This window comes from Pseudotabrizicola alkalilacus (assembly GCF_003443995.1).
Lineage (GTDB): Bacteria > Pseudomonadota > Alphaproteobacteria > Rhodobacterales > Rhodobacteraceae > Pseudotabrizicola > Pseudotabrizicola alkalilacus.
Genome location: NZ_QWEY01000002.1, coordinates 1 through 19,224 on the forward strand (window position 1 = coordinate 1; position 19,224 = coordinate 19,224).

A 19,224-nucleotide genomic window follows, 5' to 3' on the forward strand; every position below is an offset into this window, starting at 1 on the left:
GATCCTGCGCATCATGCAGACCGAAGGTCAGGCGCTGTTGAAAGAAGGCATCGCAGAAAGCGCAGGTGATATTGATGTTGTCATGGTCACCGGCTTTGGGTTTCCACGTCACAAAGGTGGGCCGATGTACATGGCGGCAAAGGGTCAGACCGACCTGACACAAAGGAGATATTCCGAATGACAACCCTGGTGGCCGTTCCCGGCATCATGTCTGATCACCGCACCTGGCAGGGCGTGATTGCCGCCATGACGCATCAATTTCAGTCTGTTCATGTCGCTGATACCGCCAGTGACGAAGCGCTTGCGGCGATGGCTGCGCGGGCCTTGGGCGCGACCGAGGGCGATCTTGTCATCATGGCGCACTCGATGGGCGGCCGCGTCGCGATGGAAATGGGACGGCAGGCCCCCGGTCGTATCCGTGCCATGGTGCTCAGCAGTACCGCTGCCGAACCCGCCGCGCCGGGCGAGTCGGAAAAGCGCTACGCCCGCATCGCCGAAGCAAACGCCGGAATGGCGGCCTACGCCCGCCATTGGGCGCCAAAGGTGGTGTCAAAGGCGGGCGCCGAGAACGTCGGCCTGCTCAGCGCCATCCGTCAGATGGTTGAAGACTGCCCGCCCGAGGTTCACGCCCGCCAGAACCTTGCGCTGCTGCACCGCCCCGATGCGCTGGCCTATCTGCCGCAGTTCACATTTCCGACGCTTCTGATCACTGGCTCTGAAGATCATCTGTCAACCGAAGCGGTTCATGCCGAAATTGCCCGCGCCTTGCCCGATGCTGAATCGCAGATCGTGCCTGGCGGCGGCCATCTGCTGACCTTTGAAAAACCAGCCGAGGTTGCGCAGGTGATTGATGACTGGCTGATGCGCCGGCAACTGAGTTAACGCACAATCCCCCGGCTCCGGCGGGCCAAACGTCGGGACCGGGGAGGGGGGATGGTCCTCAGCCCATCCCACCCGTCACATCTGCCGGACTGATCCCGGCAAAACCGATCCGCCCACAGAGCGCCGCGACCACCGCTTGCTGCATCGGCTTTATGGGCGAATATGCGTTCACAAAGGTCGGACAATCCGGCATGTGACAGGGTAAAAACGGTGTGCCGAGCGAGACATAGACCGTCGGCAGATAATGCCACAACCGCTCCATACTGGCCGGAAACGCGCCGTGCAGCCGCTCCCATTGCGGGCCGAGATGTTCTTTGCCCGACAACCCTTCTTCGGCCATCAGATACAGGCCGACATCATGCGCCGACGCGTCAATCGCGGCACCGGGCTGCAAACGTGTGATGACAAATCCCTCTGCTTCCAGCAGCGCGGCGATCTCCAGATCGGGCAGGGGGGAAGACGGGCTGCGCCGCCCGGTTGCCTCTGCCAGCAGTATGCGCCGGTGCCGCCGAGGATCAAGCGGTAACAGTTGCAGTCGGTCGCGCAGCAAAGTCACTGCCCCCTGAACCACCTCCTGCGTCCATTTCCGGTGTTCGTCTGTCCCCAGCAACTCTGCCCGCCGCTCCGGTCCGGGCAGGCCCGCATCGCGATGCAGACCCAGCGACGCTTTCAGCGCCAGAATGCGCAGCACCGCTTCATCCAGCCGCCGCGGGCTCAGCAATTCGCTTTTCAGCCCGGCCGCCAGATGCGCCAGATCCTCGTCAATGTTCAGCGGAAACAGCAGGATATCGCAGCCAGCTTCGATACATTGCGGCACGATCTGGCTGCGCGGCCCTTGGGACCGAAACCCGTTCATCAGAGTCGCATCCGACACGATTGCCCCGTTATACCCCAACCCGTCGCGCAAAAGCCCCTGCAACAGCGGCGCGCTCTGCGAGGCGGGCAGACCGGATGGGTCATGCGCAGGTAGTCGGATATGCCCCGCCATGATCACCCGCACATCGCGCGCAATCGCGGCTCTGAAGATCCGGCCAAAGCTGTTGTGCCACGCGGGCATCTCCATGGGATTGGTGGTTGTTACAAAATGCTGGTCGCGGTCATCCAGTCCGTCGCCGGGAAAATGCTTGACACAGGCCGCCATGCCATTGGCGTGCATCCCGTCAATATAGGCCGACATAAAGGTGATCGTCTTATCGCAATCGGCCGAAAAGCTGCGCGTGTTGACCACGTTTGACCGCGGGTTCAGCGGCAGATCGGCAACCGGCGTCCATGACAGATGGAAGCCCAGATACCCCGCCTCCCGCGCGGCGAGCGCGCCCATCCGCAAGGCGTTTTGCGGGTCGGATGTTGCCGCGACGGTCATCTGGTTGGGAAAGAGGGTTCCCGCCTTGACGCTCGCCTTCTCCGACAGTTCGAGGTCTGCCGTCAGCAGCGGTGGAACAAGCGCACCCTCGGTCAGGATTTGTGCCGATCCGCGCAGTTCATCTTCGGAAAAGCTGGGAAAACGGTGAACCCCGCCAAAGCCGCGCTGCGCCAGCTGCCGGGTCGCATCCTCAGAAAGATCGCGGCACATCGGTATCAGGATCTGGCACAGCTTTGCCGGCTCATCCAGCCGCGCAAAGGTCTCCTTCACCCAGTTCAGGGCTTGTGCATCCAGATGAAACGGGGCGCCGCGAAGCTGATCATCTGACAAGGCGTAGCTCATTCTGTCCCTTTCCCGTCTGCAGGTTCGAAGGATTGATCTGACGGTGAATCGCCAATGGGCGGAATCAGTACAATGATCCATCGCAGAGCATCACATTCCCAGTTGTGTATCCATACACATGATTGCAGATGCCAGGAGAACTATCTAAATGTTGGCGCTAACGTGAGTTTTTATCGCATGATTTCAAATCATTAAACAATTTGTCCTTACTGGCCTAACCTTGACTACATTGACTGGAAAGTTTGACCTGATCACTTTCGATCAATCATCAAGCAATGATTGATCAAGATCACATACGAATGACCGTCCAACACGGAGAGACGACATGCAGAAAGTTTGCCCGATGCTGCTGGGACTGGCGATGGCCGCTGGTCCTTTTCACGCCGCCCAAGCTGCTGATCTGGAGGTTACGCATTGGTGGACCGCAGGTGCCGAAGCTGCGGCAATCCGCGTGATTGCGGAGGCGTTTGAGAAGACTGGCCACAACTGGATTGACGGGGCCATCGCCGGGGCGGGCGGCGTCGCCCGTCCACTGATTTCCAGCCGTATCACCGGCGGCGACCCGATGGGGGCCACACAATTCACGCATTCCAACGCAATGAATGAGTTGATTGAGGCAGGCTATATCCGCGATGTGACGGCATTGGCTGATGCAGGTGGCTGGCGTGAAGTGATTTTCCCGCCCTCGCTGCTCGACAGCTGCACCTCTGAGAGCAAGCTCTACTGCGTGCCGTCCAACATCCATTCGCAGCAATGGCTGTGGCTGAATACCAGCGTCTTTCTCGACAATGGGCTCGCGGTTCCCACCAACTGGCCAGAGTTTGTCGCCGCCGCGCCCAAACTGCGCGAGTTGGGGATCGTGCCGCTGGCACAGGGCCGTCAGGCCTGGCAGCAACAAGTCACCTTCAACGTGCTGATGGTCGGTCTGGGTGGCCCGGAAACCTATCTGCGGGTTTACCGCGATCATGACGCCGAGTTTGCCGCAGGACCGGAGGTTGCCGAAGTCTTTGCCGCCGCGGTTCATGCCCGCGACATGATGGTCGGCTCGAATGTGCAGGAATGGAACCTCGCTGCGCGCATGGTCACCGACGGCGCTGCCGCAGGGCAGATCATGGGCGACTGGGTTCAGGGGGAATTCGAACAGGCGGGCAAGGTGATCGGCACCGACATCGCCTGCCTGCCCGGTCTGGGCGTGCATGAATACATCACCGCCACCGGCGATGCCTTCTTCTTCCCCGTCAGCTCTGATGCCGGCACTGTTGAGGCGCAGGACGCGCTGGCCAATGTGTTGCTCTCACCTGAAGTGCAGGTCGAGTTCAATCGTGCCAAGGGAGCGCTGCCGGTCCGGTCTGACGTGGACATTTCCGGCGTCTCGCCCTGCATGAAGCGCGGACTTGAAATCCTCAGTTCCGGCAATGTGATCGAAAGCGTCAATACGCTCGTCTCACCGGACACGCTGGGGCGGGTTACTGATCTGGTGGTCGAATTCTTCAGCGACACCAGCTTCACGCCCGAAGAAGCGCAAGAAGAGTTCGCCAAAATCATCGCGACCGCTGACTGAACCCGTGTGACACGAAGCGGGGCCGCATATTGCAGCCCCGTTCTCCCAGCCTTTTGAACAGGGAAACATTCCATGGCCCACACCGTAAGGCCGTCACGGCTATTGAAGAACCTGAATGCCAAGATCGCCGCCGTGCCAATGATGCTGACAGCCGTGGTTGTCTTCTTTGGCTTCACGCTCTGGACAGTGATCTTTTCCTTCACCAATTCCCGCATGTTGCCCCGGTCGGAATGGGTGGGCTTTGAGCAGTACGAACGGCTCTGGTCCACGCGCCGCTGGCTGGTTTCCATCGAGAATCTGGCGATCTACGGCTTCCTGATGCTGGTGCTTTCCCTTGTGCTGGGATTTCTGCTTGCCGCCCTCCTCGATCAGCGTATCCGGTTCGAAGACGGCTTCCGCACGATCTTTCTTTATCCCTACGCGGTCAGCTTCATCGTCACCGGACTGGTCTGGCAGTGGCTTCTGGACCCGGAATACGGGCTGCAAAAGGCGGTGCGCAGCCTTGGCTTCACCAGCTTTACCCTCGATCCGCTTTATGATCCCAACCTTGTCATCTACGGCGTGCTGATCGCCGGACTCTGGCATGGCAGCGGGCTGGTCATGTGCCTGATGCTCGCCGGTCTGCGCGGCATCGACGAAGACGTGTGGAAGGCCAGCCGGGTTGATGGCATCCCCGCATGGAAAACCTATCTCTTCATCGTCATCCCGATGATGCGCCCGGTTCTGGTCACAACCCTTGTGTTGGTCACCGCAGGCATCATCAAGCTGTATGATCTGATCATCGCCCAGACCGGCGGCGGCCCCGGCATCGCGTCCGAAGTACCTGCCAAGTTCGTATTCGACGCCATGTTCGTCTCACAAAATCTGGCGCAGGGCTTTGCCGCCTCGACCATGATGCTGGTCGCCGTGATCTTTGTGATCATCCCATGGGCCTATCTGGAATTCGGGGGCAAGAAAAATGGCTGACGCAACCTTCACCCACACCACACCTCGCCGAATCTGGCCCGCCGACGCGGCTGGTCCCCGACCCCGCAAGCGGTTTTCGCAACGCAATATTATCATCTACAGCCTGCTGGCCGTGCTGGCGCTGTATTATCTGCTGCCGCTCTATGTGATGATGGTGACCTCTCTCAAGGGGATGCCCGAAATCGCATTGGGCAACATCTTTGCCCCGCCAACCGAGATCACGTTTGAGCCATGGGTCAAGGCATGGTCCACCGTCTGCACCGGGCTGAACTGTGACGGCCTGTCGCGCGGCTTCTGGAACTCGGTGAAGATCACCGTGCCGTCGGTGTTCTTTTCCATCGCCATCGCCTCGGTCAATGGCTACGCCCTGTCGCTCTGGCGCTTCAAGGGGGCCAATGTGTTCTTCACCATCCTGATCATCGGGGCCTTTATCCCCTATCAGGTGATGATCTACCCGATGGTGATCCTGCTGCGGGAAATCGGCATTTACGGCGATCTGTCCGGGCTGGTGCTGGTGCATACCATCTTTGGCATGCCGATCCTGACCCTGCTGTTCCGCAACTACTTTTCCTCGGTGCCCGAGGAGTTGTTCAAGGCTGCGCGCGTCGATGGCGCAGGGTTCTGGGCAATCTATTTCCGCATCATGCTGCCGATGGCGCTGCCCATTCTGGTGGTTGCTGTCATCCTGCAAACCACCGCGATCTGGAACGATTTCCTGTTCGGGGTGATCTTCAGCCGGCCCACCAACTACCCCATGACAGTGCAGCTGAACAACATCGTCAACTCGGTGCAGGGGGTCAAGGAATACAACGTCAACATGGCGGCCACCCTGCTTTCGGCGCTGGTGCCTCTGACCATCTATCTCATCTCTGGCAAGCTCTTCGTGCGCGGGATCGCCGCTGGCGCGGTGAAAGGTTGATAAACATGCAATCCAACGTCTCCATCAAGAACCTCCGGCTTGAGTATGGCCCTGTTGCCGTACTCAAGGATCTGGATCTCGACATCGGCAAGGGCGAATTCCTGGTGCTGCTCGGTTCGTCCGGCTGCGGTAAGTCCACCTTGCTGAACTGTATCGCCGGACTGCTGGAACCGACCGATGGCAGTATCTTCATCAATGGTCAGAACGTGACATGGGCCGAACCGTCCGAGCGTGGCATCGGCATGGTGTTCCAGTCTTACGCGCTTTATCCGCAGATGACGGTGGAGGGGAACCTGACCTTTGGCCTGCGCAATGCCAAGGTGCCAAAGGATGAAATCAAGCGCCGCGTCGCCAAGGCGTCCGATATGCTTCAGATCCAGCCGCTCTTGTCCCGCAAACCGGCTGCGCTTTCGGGAGGCCAGCGTCAGCGGGTCGCTATCGGCCGCGCTCTGGTGCGCGATGTCGATGTGTTCCTGTTTGATGAGCCCCTGTCCAACCTTGATGCCAAACTGCGCGCCGAACTCCGGGTCGAAATCAAGCGTCTGCACCAGCGTCTTGGCAATACCATGATCTATGTGACACATGATCAGGTGGAAGCGATGACTCTGGCCGATCGCATTGCGATCATGCGGGGCGGTGTGGTGCTGCAACTGGCCGCGCCAAAGGAAATCTACAACCGCCCCGCCCATAAATATGTCGCCGATTTCATCGGATCGCCCGCGATGAACTTCCTTGACGCGGTGATTGATCCGCGTGAGCCGCTAATTGCGCGGGCAGGCGATCTGGCGATCCCGCTGGAACATTATGATTTTGAACGCCACGGTCACACCGGCCCGGTCTGGTTCGGCATCCGCCCGGAAAACCTCGCGACCGGCGATGCCGCAAACAGCGCCCCGGTTCAGGTCGATCTGATTGCCGAACTTGTCGAACCGATGGGGGCAGAAACCCTGGTCTGGAGCACGCTTTTCGGCACGCCATTCAAGCTGCGGATGGACGGGCAGGCCCGGATCGAGGCAGGCGATGTTGTGCGGGTCGGTCTTGACCCCAAGTTGGCCTCGATCTTCGACAAGTCCGATGAGCTTCGGGTATAATAAGGGCGCGGCGATGCAGTGTCGCCGCACCTGACCGTGATCTTGGTCGGTCCTGCTCCGCCGGTTTTACCGGAACAGGTTTGCCCGCGGCGTCCAACGCGACGAAGGTGAAATGGTCGGGCGTTCCTTTGGCACTGTCAGGCATTCCGGCGCGCCTCTGACCGGGCGATCAGGTGCACGATCCATGGAAGGTTCGGAATGAACAGAAAGATGCGAACCAGTTGAATTGCGGTGACAAGCGCAACCTCGGTTCCGAGAAACTTGGCGGTCAATGCCATCTCTGTCACCCCACCGGGGGCAGAGCCCAGCACCAGCGCCTCCCAGTCGTAGCCTCCCAGATAAGCCATGGTGAGGGCGGCACCGGAAATGAGCATCAGAAGTGTCAGAGCGGCGAGTGACGTGGCCAGAATGTGCCCGTTGCCAGAGGTGAACAACTCGCGCCGAAAGGTGCTGCCCAGCCATGTGCCAAGCGCAATCTGGGCCAAAGCCATGACCAGGGGCGGAAGAGAAGGCAAAGTCACGCCAAAGGCCGCGACCGCTGCCGACGCCGCCAACGGGCCAAGGAAAAAGGGATTGGCCAGCCGAAGCAGGCGAAACAGCAGCGCGCCCCCGATGGCAAGCGCCCCCAATGTCAGATGGCCGAGGCTGAAGCCCTGGGGCATCCCGGTGGCGCTGCGGTCGGGTATGCCGTCGATCAGATAGATTGAGATCGGTATCAGAAAGACGATCATCGCAATCCGCAGGGTCTGCGCCAGAACAACCGGGGCGGTGGCTATCCCAAAGCGTTCGGCAATGACTGCAGCCTCGACTGGGCTGGTAGGAAAGGTGCTGACAAATGCCTGCGCCAGACGCATATCGGTGCATCGTGCCAGTGCGACTGCCACCAGACTGGCGAGCACCCCACTGACCAGCGCCAGCCCCACGATCATCGGCGCGAGGTCCAGCAACGACGCAAAAGCTGCGGGTGTAAAGGTCAGGCCCACCTGTGCCGCGACGGTCATCTGGCCAAAGGGCCGCGTGCGCAGCGGCACTTTGAGCCGCCCCAGACCGCTGATATAGACGGCCGCAGCCAGCAGCAGAGGCCCGAGCATCCAGGGCAGAGGCAGGCCCAAGGCCATGAACCCCCAACCAGCCGCTGCCGATGCAGCATAAAGCGCTGCAAAGTAGGCGGCCTTTTGTGCGAACCCGATCATTCAGGTTTCAGCCCGTGCAGAAAGTCGGTCAGGGCTGCATCAAAAGCTGCAGGGCATTCGATGTTGACCGAATGCCCGCCGGGTAAGTCCACAATGCCAATCGCCGGATGCGCCTCTGACAGCCAGTTCCGCAACGGCTGAAACCGGTGTTCATAGAGGCCGTTGATCAGCAGGCAGGGGCGGCGCAATGCACCAAGCCGATGGCGCTGGGTCAGGCACGGCAGCGCCACTTGTTGAAACAGCGCGACGGTTTCCGGAGTGATCCGTGCTGCTTCTGCGACAAGTGCTGCGCGAAATTCCGGCGGAAAGCGGCGGGCATGGGCGGGGTGATAAGGCATGGCAAGCACAGCGGCGTCCCCCTTGTCACGGATGTGGGCGGCAAGGCGGATCTGCGCCTGCAACTCATCATCGCTCCAGCTGTCCCGCAGGGCGGCACTGCCGTTGGTAAAGCTGATGCGCTGGCAGGCGGCGGGATGGTCGATCGCATAGCGCAAGGCAAGCCCGGCCCCGAAACTTGCGCCGCATACATGCCAGGCCGCAATGCCCAATGTTTCGCGCAAGCTTTCAAATTGGGCCACGATGGCCCCGGGTTGCGCCTCCTCCGGCGTCCGGGGTGGCGCTGATGCGCCATGACCCGGCAGATCAACGCGGACCAGCCGGAAATGCTGTGACAACGCAGTGTTGGGCTGCCAGTGCAGGCTGCTAGATAGCATGCCATGAATCAGCAACAGGGCGGGCAGGCCGTTGTCGGGATCGACCATCGCTGAAAGAGGCGGCGCTGTCATCATGCTCCGGTCCGCTGCGAAAAGCTGCGGCCAAAGATGCCTTCGGCGATGCGGTTTTTTAGTATCTCGACCGACCCGCCTGCGATCATCCAGCCACGCGTCCGGCGCAGGCAGTATTGTGCGGTGCTGTCCTCGGAGAACCCGAGTGCGCCCATGATCTGAAGCGCCTCATTGGCGGCATGAAACCCGGCTTCGTTGCAGGCGAGTTTCGCAATTGCCGTCTCCTGTGCCGAGGGCAGGCCGCCACCCGCGTTCACCGCCGCCCGCATCAGCAGCAATTGGGCACTCTCCAGCCGCAGCGTCATATCGGCGAACTTCCATTGCAGTCCCTGAAATTCGCATAGTGCCCGCCCAAATTGCTTGCGTATCAGCGCATGTTCGCGGGCAAGGGTGAAGGCATGGCGCCCCACCGCGACCGCTCGCGCGGCATTGCCAAGTCGTTCTACATTGAATCCCATGATCTGCCTGCGAAATCCGCCGGGTCCCAGCAGCACGTTTGCCTTCGGGATGCGCAGATTGTCAAAGTAAAGCTGCGCCCAGTCCTCGCCATTCATGAAAGCGGTGGGCTGGCCCACGATTAAGCCTGGCGTGCTCTTTTCGATCAGCACCGAGCCGATGCCGTCCAGTCCCGGTCCGAAACGGACATAAACCAGAAACACCCCGGCTTCGGCGCTATGGGTGCCAAAGATCTTGGTGCCGTTGATGATGAAGTCCTCGCCATCCGCCGTTGCACTGGTCGAAAGTTCGGTAACCGCCGATCCGGCCTCGGGTTCGGTCATGCCGAGCGAGATCACCGCGCGCCCGGCGAGGATCGGACCCAGATAACGGGTCTTTTGCTCTGGGGTGGCATATTCGGCAAAGGTGCGCACGGCCCCGAAGTTGCCCGCCTGCATCACATCGCCGCTGCGCGGGCAGGCTTCGGCCACTTCCTGAATCGCGATGATCGCATCAACCAGCGTGCCGCCAAGCCCACCATCTGTCTCGGGCAGCGTAATCCCCAATAGGCCCAGTTCCGCCATCCGTGCCGCCACATCCCAGGGGTATCCTTGTTCACCCGCGCGGCGCGCGGCGTGCGGGGCCAACTCGGTCTGGGCGAAGCGGCGCACCGTGTCGCGGAACATGGTCTGTTCATCGGTTAGCGCAAAATCCATGGGGCAAACCTTTCAACAGCGGATGCCCAACCCTAGGCAGTCGACCGTGCAGGATGAACTGACCGATAGTTTGGCAGCGGCTGAGTATCGGTTGGCGCAGAGCAGCAAGACCGTCCAGACACTGCGGGAAACGGCGTGACGGATAGGAGTGCAGGTCTTGCCCAACTATTCGTTAGTTCAATGAAAGACATGCAACACCGAAACTGCCACCGGACCGTCTGGGGCTTTTCGTAGGCCAGACGTGGGAGGAGGACTTCATGGCTGAAAGTAAAGAGCGGGGTCGCACATCGCGGCTCGAACTGAATGAACTGCGCTTGGCGATGTGGCTTTGCGATCTGGCGGGAAGCGGAATCTTGCTATGGGTGTTCTGGATCTATCTGCAACACGCCAATGCCTTGCGCCGTCCGCTGAATGCGGCCGACATCGGGGCAGGCGGGTTTCCCGGTCTGCTGGCGTTGATCGCGATTGCGGCGCTGCTGCTGCTGCTGGGCATCATCATTTTCCGCCATGTCGTGACCCGCAGGCGGGCCAGTCTGGTCATTCAGCGTCCGCTGTTTGTGGTGATGACAATGGCGCTGCTGGTGGGTCAAGCGATCCTGTTTGACAGGATTGGGGCCATTGTCTGCGTTGGCGGCTTCTCATTGGCAATCCTGCTGGCCTGTGGCGAACGGCGACCAATGCACCTTGTCGGTGTTCCTGTCGCCCTCACCGCCTTCATTTACGCAGTCTTTGTCCTGGCGCTTGGCGTCAAACTGCCCTGAGGAGGTCAGAATGTTTGAGAATCTTGCGCTCGGTTTTGCCTCCTTTGCCGATCCGATGGTCTGGGCGGCGGTGTTTTTCGGTGCCTTTGCCGGATATCTGATCGGGGCCATTCCCGGTCTTGGCCCCAGCCTCGGCATCGCGCTGTTGATCCCCTTTACGTATGGAATGGACCCGGTGGTTTCCATCGTCGGTTTGGTGGCGCTTTATGTGGCTGCTGAATATGGCGGGGCGATTTCTGCCATCCTGATCAATTCCCCCGGCACGGCTGCGGCGGTCGCCACCGCATGGGACGGCTATCCGCTGACCAAATCGGGCAGGGCAGGGGAGGCGCTGACCGTTTCGATCGTCTCGTCGGGTATGGGCATCGTTGTCTCGACGCTGTTTCTGGTAGCGACCGCCGTGCCATTGTCAGAATTCGCGCTGAAGTTCGGTCCGGGCGAGTATTTCGCGCTGGCGCTGGTCGGTCTCAGCCTTGTATCGGGTCTGTCCACCGGCTCGCCGGTCAAGGGCGCGATTGCCATGTTCATTGGCCTTGCGCTGGCGACGGTCGGGCTGGATGTGCAGACCGGCGTGCCCCGTTTCACCGGCGGCAACCCCGATTTCTTTGAGGGTCTGCCCTTGGTGCCGATCCTGCTCGGCCTTTACGCGCTGACCGAAGTGCTGGTGATGATCGAGGATGGCGCGGCGGCCAAAACCAAAAGCGCACCGATCAAGAAACTGTTGGCGGTGCCCATGTCGACGCTGTTCGGCCTCAAGACGGTGATCGCTCGCAGCTCGCTCATTGGTTATGTCATCGGCGTCATTCCGGGGGCGGGACCGTCAATTGCAGCATTCCTATCCTATGCCATCAGCAAGAAGATGTCGAAAACCCCCGAACAATTCGGCAAGGGCTCGCTGGAAGGCTTGTCATCGTCGGAGGCGGCGAACAACGCTGCGGTGCCCGGCTCGCTGGCCCCGTTGCTGGCGCTTGGCATCCCCGGCTCGGCCACGGCGGCGGTGATGATCGGGGCGCTGATGGTGCAGGGCATTCAGCCCGGCCCGCTGTTGTTCACCAAATCGCCCGAGATTCCGTATACCATCTTTGCCTCGCTCTGGGTCGGGGTGCCGGTGATGATGTTCCTGGGTTTGGCCGGCGCGCGGGTCTGGGCCAAGGTGGCCGACATTCCACGCCCGGCGATTGCCGCCATTGTGGCGGGCATCTGCTTTGTCGGAGCCTATGCCTCCAGCAATTCGATGTTCCCCGTCTATGTCATGGTTGCGGCGGGTCTGGTTGGCTATGTGCTGCGCAAGCTCGATTTTCCGCTGGCGCCGGTCATTCTGGCTCTGGTGCTGGGCGAGATGATGGAGATCAACTTCCGCCGCGCATTGATCACCACACAGGGCGACTGGGCGGTGTTCTACTCGTCACCGCTGACCGGGATCCTGCTGGCAATGGCCGCGTTGGCCTTTCTGCTGCCCGCATTCGGAGCGCTGCAAGGCTTTGTCCGCAAGCGGCGCGCGGCCTGACCAAACGAAACGTGCGGCGTGACCTGATCAACACTCAGTTCACGCCGCCATTCCAAAACCCGACACTGAACAAGGTGAGAGTGGCCGGTCTGGTCGCATCCAAAAGGGAGGAACGATACATGACAGTCTGGAACTTCAGGACGACAGTTTCAGCGGCAGCCTGCGTGGCTGCGCTGGGTCTCGGATTTGCGGGGCCGGTAGCGGCGGATGACGGCTGGAAACCGACTGGTCCGGTCAGCTTTGTGATGCATACCAAGCCGGGCGGCGGCACCGATGTGATGGTGCGAGCCCTTGCACATTCGCTCGAGCCGATGATCGGCCAGACGCTGGTGGTTGAAAACGCTCCCGGCGGCGGCGGGGCGACACAGATGGCCAAAGTCCGCGCGGCAAAGCCGGATGGTTTGACGCTGGGGGTCAATACGGTCAGCCATTTTACCGCGTTTCTGACCAACCTCGATGGGGTGTTTAGCGCAGATGATTTTGCATGGATCGCCCTGATGCAGGTCGATCCGATTCTGGTCTTTTCAGAAAAAGACTCTGCAGTCACCAGCATCACCGATCTGGTCGAACTTGCGCGGAGCAAGCCGGGTCAGGTGAATATCGGAGGCTTTGGTCCGGTCGGGTCGATGCAGCATCTGGGCATGACCATGCTGGAGCAAGAGGCAGGCGTTGTCTTCAACTGGGTTGCCTTTGAATCGACCCCTGACATCATCGCGGCCGTCATGGGGGGGCATGTCGATGCCGGCGTTGCCAACCTTGGCCCGGTGATCGAATTCTTCGAGGCGGATCGCCTCAAGGGCATTGGCGTTCTGGGCGATGACCGCCTGTCCAGCGTGCCGGATATGCAGACCTTTGGCGAGCAGGGCTATAATGTGGATACCAGCTGGCTTCAGGTTCGCGGTGTCTTTGGGCCCAAAGATATTGACCCGGCGCTGCAACAGCAGATTGCCGATGCGATTTTCACCGCGATGGAAGCTGACACCTACCAGACCTATGCCCGTAGCGCGGGCGTTGAGGATGGCACCCATGGGCCGGCCGAATACACCGCCTTTGTGGAGCGCATCCTGACGATTGCAGAGGCGCAGTTGAAAGCCGCCAATCTGCTGTCTCAGTAACCCACCGATCCCGCCGCATGGTCTGCGGCGGGTAACACCCTTCGAAAGCACCAGGACTCCGCCATGACATCTGCATTCTCCGGCCTCAGAGTGATCGACACCACCCATGTCCTGGCGGGTCCTTTCGCAAGTTATCAGTTGGCTCTGCTCGGGGCCGAGGTGATCAAGATCGAAAGCCCGAACGATCCGGATCAGGCCCGGTTTCAGGGCGCTGACCGGGATCTGGTGCGTCAGGAAATGGGCGCTGCTTTCTTGTCGCAATCGGCAGGCAAAAAGGCCCTGGCGCTGGACCTGAAAACTCCGTCGGGACGCGAGGCGCTGAAACGGCTGGCAGCCACTGCCGATGTCTTTGTCGAAAACTACCGCTCCGGCGCGTTCGAGGCGCTGGGTCTGGGCTATGCCGATCTGGCCGCGATCAATCCGGGACTGATCTATTGCTCGATCTCCGCCTTTGGTGGCACCGGGCCGAAACGCAGCGCCACCGGCTATGACAATGTCATCCAGTCCTATTCCGGTATCATGGATGTGACCGGCACCGGAGATGGCAATCCGCTGAAATGCGGCGCGCCGGTGATCGACTATTCCACCGGCATGACCGCCGCCTTTGCCATTGCCACCGCTCTGTTTCAGCGCAGCCAGAATGGCGGCAAGGGCCAACATATTGACGTTTCGATGCTGGAGGTGGCGCTGACGCTGCAGACCTCGCATGTGACCGATTTCCTGCACTCGGGCAAACACCCGAAGGCCAGGGGGAACAGCTATGCCTTTGCCACCATAGGCATGTATCAGGCATCAGATGCGCCGCTGATGGTTGCGGCATCCAACTTGCGCCAGCAGCGCCGGTTGTGGATTGCTCTGGGCCGCGAAGACCTGGTCAAGACCAACAATTTCGACCGTATCGATATGGCCGCCGAGGAACGCGAAGCGCTGACCGAGATTTTTGCGACCATGACGGCAGATTACTGGGAACAGTTCCTGAATGAACGCCGTATTCCCGCCGCCCGCGTGCGCCGGATGGAAGAGGCGCTGTCGGACCAGCAAACCGCAGCACGCGGCCAGATTCAGCGGGTCAGCGATCCGGCAGGGCATGTGGACGGGCTGCAAATCCTGTCTTCCGCCTTCCGCATGTCGGACTCTGACACCGGCACCGCATTTGCCCCGCAAGCCGTGGGGGCGCAGACCACAGAACTGTTGCGTGAGATCGGGATGACCGAGGCCGAGATCGAGGCAATGCTGCAATCGGGTGTCGCACGTCAAGCTCGGGCCGCTCGGACGGAGGCGGCAGAGTGACCGACAACCCGCTCATCCGTCTCGCCGGGCTGGCCGCCGACTGGTACACCAAGCCGATTGATCAGGCTGTGGATACTGCCGTGCGCAAGGCCGCGCTGGACTGGTTCGCCACCACCTTGCCCGGCACGGTGCGCGCGCCTGCCACACTGATGGCGGCTGCCGATCTGGGCACCGGACCAGGCGGCGGGCAGGCGATTTGTTATGTGGGCGGCGACCGCACCAGCCCCCGGCGCGCAGCGTTCCTGAACGGCACCGCCAGCCACACGGTTGAATTCGACGACATCTATCGCGACGGCGGCTATCACCCCGGATCGCCCACCATCGCTGCCGCTTTGGCCGTCGCGCACGACAGGGGGCTGTCCCGCGAAGCCTTTGACCGGGCTGTGATCGGCGGGTACGAGGCGGGGTGCCGTCTGGCCTCTGCACTGCAACCGGGGCATTACGAGTTCTGGCACATCACTGCCACGGTCGGCACCATCGGGGCTGCCGTCGCGGGGGCGATGCTGCTGGGGCTGGACCGTGACCGGATCGCACATGCCATCGCAATCTCCACCAGTTTTGCCGGTGGCCATCAGCAAAACCTGCAAGGCCAGAGCATGGTCAAGACCATGCACCCCGGCCATGCCGCCGATGCGGGCCTGCTGGCCGCCTATACCGCCGCCGCAGGGGCCACCGGCGCGCTGGACAGCCTCCACGGCCCGCTGGGCTATGCGCTGGCGACCGGGGCGGGAGCGGGGAATTGGGATGCCGCCTTTTACGGCGCGGGTGACTGGACACCGATCACTCGGATGACGGTCAAGCTGCACGGCTGCTGCGGCCATATCTTCCCGGCACTGGACGGTCTGGCCGCGATGATGGCGCAACACGCGCTGACCCCCGACCAGATCGCCGCGATCCATGTCGAAGGTTATGGCCCCACCAAGACCATCTGCGACCGCCCCGACCCGCAATCGGCGCAAGAGGCGCGGTTCAGCCTGCAATATTGTCTTGCCGCCCAGATGATCCTTGGCTCCGTGCGGCTGGCGGCAACCGAGCCGCAGGCACTCGCCGACCCGCGCATCCGCGCGCTCATGCCGATGATCACGATTTCCCGCGCCGAAGATCTTGCCGCCGAGTATCCGCGCCGTCGCATGGCGCGGCTGCAACTGCGCCTGAAAGACGGACGGCAGATCGACCATTTCCAGCCCACCCGCCACGGCGACCCCGACGATCCGGCCAGCACCGATGAGCTGATCGTCAAATTCCACGAACTGGCCGGCCCGGTGCTGGCCACGGGCGAAGCCGACCGGCTCGCCCGCATCATTCTCGACGGCGACACCCTGCCAGATGCCCTTATCGCAGCCCCGGCTGCCGCGTGACCCCCAAAGAACCACCGTGCCAACAGCACCAGACACGATCGGAACCCATCAGATGAACACCGCCGCTAACCTTCCCGAATTCATCACCATCGCCTACACCAACGGCATCGCCACCATCACACTCAACCGCCCCGATGTGCGCAACGCAATCAATGACAAGATGCGTGCCGAGCTGATCGAGGCGTTCTCTGAGGCCGACCGCGATCCCGAAGTGCGCGCCATCATCCTGACCGGTGCCGGCAAGGGCTTTTGCTCGGGCGGGGATATCGGCGGCATGCGCGGGCGGTTGGATGCCCCGGCGGGTGAGGTCGCGTTCAACGGCTGGAAACGTCAGCGCAGCACACACAGGGGTGTGGCCGCGATCCATGGTGTGACCAAACCGGTGATCGCGGCGGTCAACGGCGCCGCCTTTGGCCTGGGCCTTGATATGGCGCTGGCCTGCGATTTCATCATCGCCGCCGAGGGGGCCAAACTGTCGATGAGCTTTATCAAACGCGGCCTCGTCTCGGATGGGGGCGGCATGTACTTTCTGCCGCGCCGCGTCGGCTTGACCCGCGCCAAAGAGCTGATCTTCTCGGCCCGTGTGGTCGAAACCACCGAGGCCCTGACGATTGGTCTGGTGGATCGCGTCGTCAGCGCTGACGAATTGCAGGCCACGGCGCAGACCTGGGCCGAGGAACTCAGCTTTGGATCACCCACTGCGATTGCCTTGTCGAAAGAGATTCTCGACAAGACCTTCGAGCGCAGCGACGAAGAGATCTTTGCCATGGGCCGTCAGGCACAAGCGGTCTGCTACACCACTGCCGAGCATCGCACATCGGTCGAAGATTTCCTGAACAAGACATCGAAGTGAGCCTGATATGAGTGTGATTTCCGCCATCCTGAACCCGAAAAGCGTGGCTGTCGTCGGGGCTTCGAATGACCCGGCAAAGTTGACCGGCCGACCGATCGCCTTTCTGCAAGGGCAGGGCTATAAGGGCGCGATCTACCCGATCAACCCGCGCTATAATGAGATTGCCGGGCTGAAAAGCTATGCCTCTGCCGCTGATCTGCCCGACGTGCCGGATCTGGCACTGGTGCTGATCGGTGCCAACCGGGTGATCGAAGCGGTCCGCGATCTGTCCGCCAAAGGCACAAAGGCGGCGGTGGTTCTTGCCTCGGGCTTTGGCGAGTCCGGGGACGAGGGCCGCGCGTTGCAAGCGGCGCTGCACGAGGCGGCGGGCGATATGCGCATCCTTGGCCCCAATACCATCGGGCTGGTCAACTTGACAGACCGCATCCCGCTGACCGCCAGCGGCGCGATGGAGATGACAGATTTCCCCGTGGGGAAAGTGGCGCTGCTGTCGCAAAGCGGTGGCATCCTTGGCTCGCTTTTGTCGCGCGCCGTGGCGCGGGGCATCGGGTTTTCCAAGCTGGTGGCGACCGGGAACGAGGCCGATCTGGAAGTGTCGGATTTCCTTGACGCGCTGGCGGAGGATGACGCGACGCAGGTGGTCGCACTCTATCTGGAAACCATCCGCAACGTGGCCGCGTTCCGCAAGGCTGCCGTCAAGGTGATTGCGGCAGGCAAGAGCATCGTGGCCTACAAGGTGGGCCGGTCGGAATCCGGGGCGCGCTCAGCGGTGTCGCACACTGGCGCCTTGGCGGGGGCGGATGAGGTTTATGACGCGCTGTTCGCCCAGCTTGGTGTGATCCGCGCCCAGACCTTTGCCGATCTGATCGACATTCCCGCAGCTTTGGCGCAAGGCCGGGTGATGGCGGGCAAGCGGGTGGCGATTGTTACCTCGACCGGGGGCGCCGCAACTGTGGTGGCCGACAATGTGGGCCTGATGGGCCTCGACATGCCGCCACCCGATGTGGAAACCTCGGCCAAACTTCTGGGGCTGGAGCTGAAAGAGGCCGCGCTGGACCGCAACCCGATTGACGTGACGCTGGCGGGCCTGCGCCCCGATCTGTTCCGGTCGATCCTGCGAATTCTTGCGGAAAGCCCGTCCTATGATGCCATTGCGGTGGTCGTCGGATCGTCCTCCATCGCTCAGCCTGATCTGGTGGCTCAGCCGGTGCTTGAGTCTCTCAGCCTGACCGACAAACCCATACTGGCCTATGTCAGCCCCGATGCGCCTCATATTGTGCGCCATCTGAATTCCAGCGGCATCCCGGCCTTTGCCGCCCCCGAAAGCTGTGCCTCGGCGCTGGCCGCATTGGTGCCGGTGGCACCGCTGCAGGTGTCGGAGGCCCGCAGCGCAAAGGCCGTCGACTGTTCCGACATTCCCGCCGGATCGCTGAACGAGGCAGATGCCAAGGCGCTGTTTGCCCGGTTCGGTGTGCCGGTCACCCGTGAGGTCGTGGCCGCCACTGCGGAAGAGGCAGCAACAGCGGCACAGGGCTTTGACGGTCCGGTGGTGATCAAGATCCTGTCCAACGAGATCCTGCACAAATCCGAAGTTGGCGGCGTCGCGCTGAACGTGGCCCCTGCCGATGTCGGCACCACCTGCGCGCAGATGCTGGAAAAGGTGCGCGCGGCGACCACGGCCAAGGTTGATGGGTTTCTGGTGCAGGAAATGGTCAAAGGCGGGGTCGAGATGATCCTGGGCTTCAACCGCGACCCGCAATTGGGCAACTACCTGCTGCTGGGAGCAGGGGGCGTGACGACCGAGCTGTATCAGGACGTGGCCATCCGGCTCTTGCCCATCAGCCGCGCCGAGGCGCGCAGCATGATCGACGAGGTCAAGGCAGGCGCGTTGCTCAAGGGCTTCCGGGGCAAGCCGGTCGCCGATATCGACGCGCTGGTGGATACCGTTCTGTCTTTTGCCGATATGGTGGAAACTTTGGGCGACCGGCTGGAAGAGGCCGAGATCAACCCGGTGTTCGTGCTGCCGCAAGGTCAGGGCGCGCGCGCGGGGGACAGCCTGATCGTCCTGCGCTAAAAGTCAGGGCCGC

17 protein-coding genes are annotated in these 19,224 nt (G+C 61.6%); 13 read left to right on the forward strand and 4 right to left on the reverse strand.

The window, feature by feature from the left end; translation table 11 throughout:
• Both D1012_RS03950 and D1012_RS03955 read left to right on the forward strand, forming a co-directional pair.
• Positions 1 to 181, forward strand: a 181-nt coding sequence (locus D1012_RS03950; RefSeq protein WP_147335625.1) for a hypothetical protein, incomplete at its 5' end; no start/stop codon positions are given.
• Positions 178 to 882 (forward strand): alpha/beta fold hydrolase, encoded by a 705-nt coding sequence (locus D1012_RS03955; protein ID WP_118150069.1) that lies wholly within the window; start codon positions 178 to 180, stop codon positions 880 to 882. The genes D1012_RS03950 and D1012_RS03955, both read left to right, overlap by 4 nt.
• A 58-nt stretch (positions 883 to 940) precedes the next feature.
• Here D1012_RS03955 and D1012_RS03960 read toward each other — a convergent pair whose 3' ends face one another.
• Positions 941 to 2,587 carry a glycoside hydrolase family 3 protein gene (locus D1012_RS03960; RefSeq protein ID WP_118150070.1) on the reverse strand — a complete coding sequence of 549 codons (1,647 nt, stop codon included), beginning with the start codon at positions 2,585 to 2,587 and terminating at the stop codon, positions 941 to 943.
• 325 nt (positions 2,588 to 2,912) lie between these two features.
• Between D1012_RS03960 and D1012_RS03965 the strand changes: the two genes are divergently transcribed.
• The 4 genes from D1012_RS03965 to D1012_RS03980 all read left to right on the forward strand — a co-directional run bounded on the left by D1012_RS03965 (position 2,913) and on the right by D1012_RS03980 (position 7,124).
• Positions 2,913 to 4,148 (forward strand): ABC transporter substrate-binding protein, encoded by a 1,236-nt coding sequence (locus D1012_RS03965; RefSeq protein WP_233517013.1) that lies wholly within the window; start codon positions 2,913 to 2,915, stop codon positions 4,146 to 4,148.
• A gap of 72 nt (positions 4,149 to 4,220) precedes the next feature.
• Positions 4,221 to 5,114: a carbohydrate ABC transporter permease gene (locus D1012_RS03970; protein WP_118150072.1), complete on the forward strand. Its 894-nt coding sequence runs from the start codon at positions 4,221 to 4,223 to the stop codon at positions 5,112 to 5,114.
• On the forward strand, positions 5,107 to 6,033 hold the full coding sequence (locus D1012_RS03975) for a carbohydrate ABC transporter permease (RefSeq protein WP_118150073.1): 927 nt from the start codon (positions 5,107 to 5,109) through the stop codon (positions 6,031 to 6,033). The genes D1012_RS03970 and D1012_RS03975 overlap by 8 nt, the downstream gene beginning before the upstream one ends.
• Before the next feature lie 5 nt (positions 6,034 to 6,038).
• On the forward strand, positions 6,039 to 7,124 hold the full coding sequence (locus tag D1012_RS03980; RefSeq protein ID WP_118150074.1) for an ABC transporter ATP-binding protein: 1,086 nt from the start codon (positions 6,039 to 6,041) through the stop codon (positions 7,122 to 7,124).
• A gap of 137 nt (positions 7,125 to 7,261) precedes the next feature.
• Here the strand turns inward: D1012_RS03980 and D1012_RS03985 are convergent, their stop codons facing one another.
• The 3 genes from D1012_RS03985 to D1012_RS03995 are packed head-to-tail and all read right to left on the reverse strand — an operon-like array spanning position 7,262 to position 10,253.
• The gene (locus D1012_RS03985; RefSeq protein WP_118150075.1) at positions 7,262 to 8,317 is read right to left on the reverse strand and encodes an AbrB family transcriptional regulator; all 1,056 of its coding nucleotides are present in this window, start codon (positions 8,315 to 8,317) and stop codon (positions 7,262 to 7,264) included.
• Positions 8,314 to 9,102: an alpha/beta fold hydrolase gene (locus tag D1012_RS03990; RefSeq protein WP_158569193.1), complete on the reverse strand. Its 789-nt coding sequence runs from the start codon at positions 9,100 to 9,102 to the stop codon at positions 8,314 to 8,316. The genes D1012_RS03985 and D1012_RS03990 overlap by 4 nt, the downstream gene beginning before the upstream one ends.
• Positions 9,102 to 10,253, reverse strand: coding sequence for an acyl-CoA dehydrogenase family protein (locus D1012_RS03995; RefSeq protein ID WP_118150077.1), 1,152 nt, complete (start codon positions 10,251 to 10,253; stop codon positions 9,102 to 9,104). The genes D1012_RS03990 and D1012_RS03995 overlap by 1 nt, the downstream gene beginning before the upstream one ends.
• Positions 10,254 to 10,510: 257 nt before the next feature.
• On the opposite strand from D1012_RS03995, the gene D1012_RS04000 reads away from it, so the two are divergent.
• From D1012_RS04000 to D1012_RS04030, 7 genes are all read left to right on the forward strand, one after another.
• Positions 10,511 to 11,014, forward strand: a complete 504-nt coding sequence (locus tag D1012_RS04000; RefSeq protein ID WP_118150078.1) for a tripartite tricarboxylate transporter TctB family protein — start codon at positions 10,511 to 10,513, stop codon at positions 11,012 to 11,014.
• Between the two features lie 10 nt (positions 11,015 to 11,024).
• On the forward strand, positions 11,025 to 12,521 hold the full coding sequence (locus D1012_RS04005; RefSeq protein WP_118150079.1) for a tripartite tricarboxylate transporter permease: 1,497 nt from the start codon (positions 11,025 to 11,027) through the stop codon (positions 12,519 to 12,521).
• A 119-nt stretch (positions 12,522 to 12,640) separates the two neighbouring features.
• The gene (locus D1012_RS04010; protein WP_118150080.1) at positions 12,641 to 13,636 is read left to right on the forward strand and encodes a Bug family tripartite tricarboxylate transporter substrate binding protein; all 996 of its coding nucleotides are present in this window, start codon (positions 12,641 to 12,643) and stop codon (positions 13,634 to 13,636) included.
• Positions 13,637 to 13,699: 63 nt separating this feature from the next.
• Positions 13,700 to 14,926: a CaiB/BaiF CoA transferase family protein gene (locus tag D1012_RS04015; RefSeq protein ID WP_118150081.1), complete on the forward strand. Its 1,227-nt coding sequence runs from the start codon at positions 13,700 to 13,702 to the stop codon at positions 14,924 to 14,926.
• Complete coding sequence (locus tag D1012_RS04020; RefSeq protein ID WP_118150082.1) at positions 14,923 to 16,284, forward strand: MmgE/PrpD family protein; 1,362 nt, start codon at positions 14,923 to 14,925, stop codon at positions 16,282 to 16,284. Before D1012_RS04015 ends, D1012_RS04020 begins: the two co-directional genes overlap by 4 nt.
• A 52-nt stretch (positions 16,285 to 16,336) precedes the next feature.
• Positions 16,337 to 17,137: an enoyl-CoA hydratase/isomerase family protein gene (locus tag D1012_RS04025; RefSeq protein ID WP_118150083.1), complete on the forward strand. Its 801-nt coding sequence runs from the start codon at positions 16,337 to 16,339 to the stop codon at positions 17,135 to 17,137.
• A 7-nt stretch (positions 17,138 to 17,144) separates the two neighbouring features.
• Positions 17,145 to 19,211, forward strand: a complete 2,067-nt coding sequence (locus tag D1012_RS04030; RefSeq protein ID WP_118150084.1) for an acetate--CoA ligase family protein — start codon at positions 17,145 to 17,147, stop codon at positions 19,209 to 19,211.
• Positions 19,212 to 19,224 lie beyond the last annotated feature (13 nt).

Excerpts from the sequence above, each read along its gene's own strand:
- D1012_RS03955 (WP_118150069.1), top strand. The coding sequence starts at position 178 with ATGACAACCCTGGTGGCCGTTCCCGGCATCATGTCTGATCACCGCACC.
- D1012_RS03960 (WP_118150070.1), bottom strand. The coding sequence starts at position 2,587 with ATGAGCTACGCCTTGTCAGATGATCAGCTTCGCGGCGCCCCGTTTCAT.
- D1012_RS03965 (WP_233517013.1), top strand. The coding sequence starts at position 2,913 with ATGCAGAAAGTTTGCCCGATGCTGCTGGGACTGGCGATGGCCGCTGGT.
- D1012_RS03970 (WP_118150072.1), top strand. The coding sequence starts at position 4,221 with ATGGCCCACACCGTAAGGCCGTCACGGCTATTGAAGAACCTGAATGCC.
- D1012_RS03975 (WP_118150073.1), top strand. The coding sequence starts at position 5,107 with ATGGCTGACGCAACCTTCACCCACACCACACCTCGCCGAATCTGGCCC.
- D1012_RS03980 (WP_118150074.1), top strand. The coding sequence starts at position 6,039 with ATGCAATCCAACGTCTCCATCAAGAACCTCCGGCTTGAGTATGGCCCT.
- D1012_RS03985 (WP_118150075.1), bottom strand. The coding sequence starts at position 8,317 with ATGATCGGGTTCGCACAAAAGGCCGCCTACTTTGCAGCGCTTTATGCT.
- D1012_RS03990 (WP_158569193.1), bottom strand. The coding sequence starts at position 9,102 with ATGACAGCGCCGCCTCTTTCAGCGATGGTCGATCCCGACAACGGCCTG.
- D1012_RS03995 (WP_118150077.1), bottom strand. The coding sequence starts at position 10,253 with ATGGATTTTGCGCTAACCGATGAACAGACCATGTTCCGCGACACGGTG.
- D1012_RS04000 (WP_118150078.1), top strand. The coding sequence starts at position 10,511 with ATGGCTGAAAGTAAAGAGCGGGGTCGCACATCGCGGCTCGAACTGAAT.
- D1012_RS04005 (WP_118150079.1), top strand. The coding sequence starts at position 11,025 with ATGTTTGAGAATCTTGCGCTCGGTTTTGCCTCCTTTGCCGATCCGATG.
- D1012_RS04010 (WP_118150080.1), top strand. The coding sequence starts at position 12,641 with ATGACAGTCTGGAACTTCAGGACGACAGTTTCAGCGGCAGCCTGCGTG.
- D1012_RS04015 (WP_118150081.1), top strand. The coding sequence starts at position 13,700 with ATGACATCTGCATTCTCCGGCCTCAGAGTGATCGACACCACCCATGTC.
- D1012_RS04025 (WP_118150083.1), top strand. The coding sequence starts at position 16,337 with ATGAACACCGCCGCTAACCTTCCCGAATTCATCACCATCGCCTACACC.
- D1012_RS04030 (WP_118150084.1), top strand. The coding sequence starts at position 17,145 with ATGAGTGTGATTTCCGCCATCCTGAACCCGAAAAGCGTGGCTGTCGTC.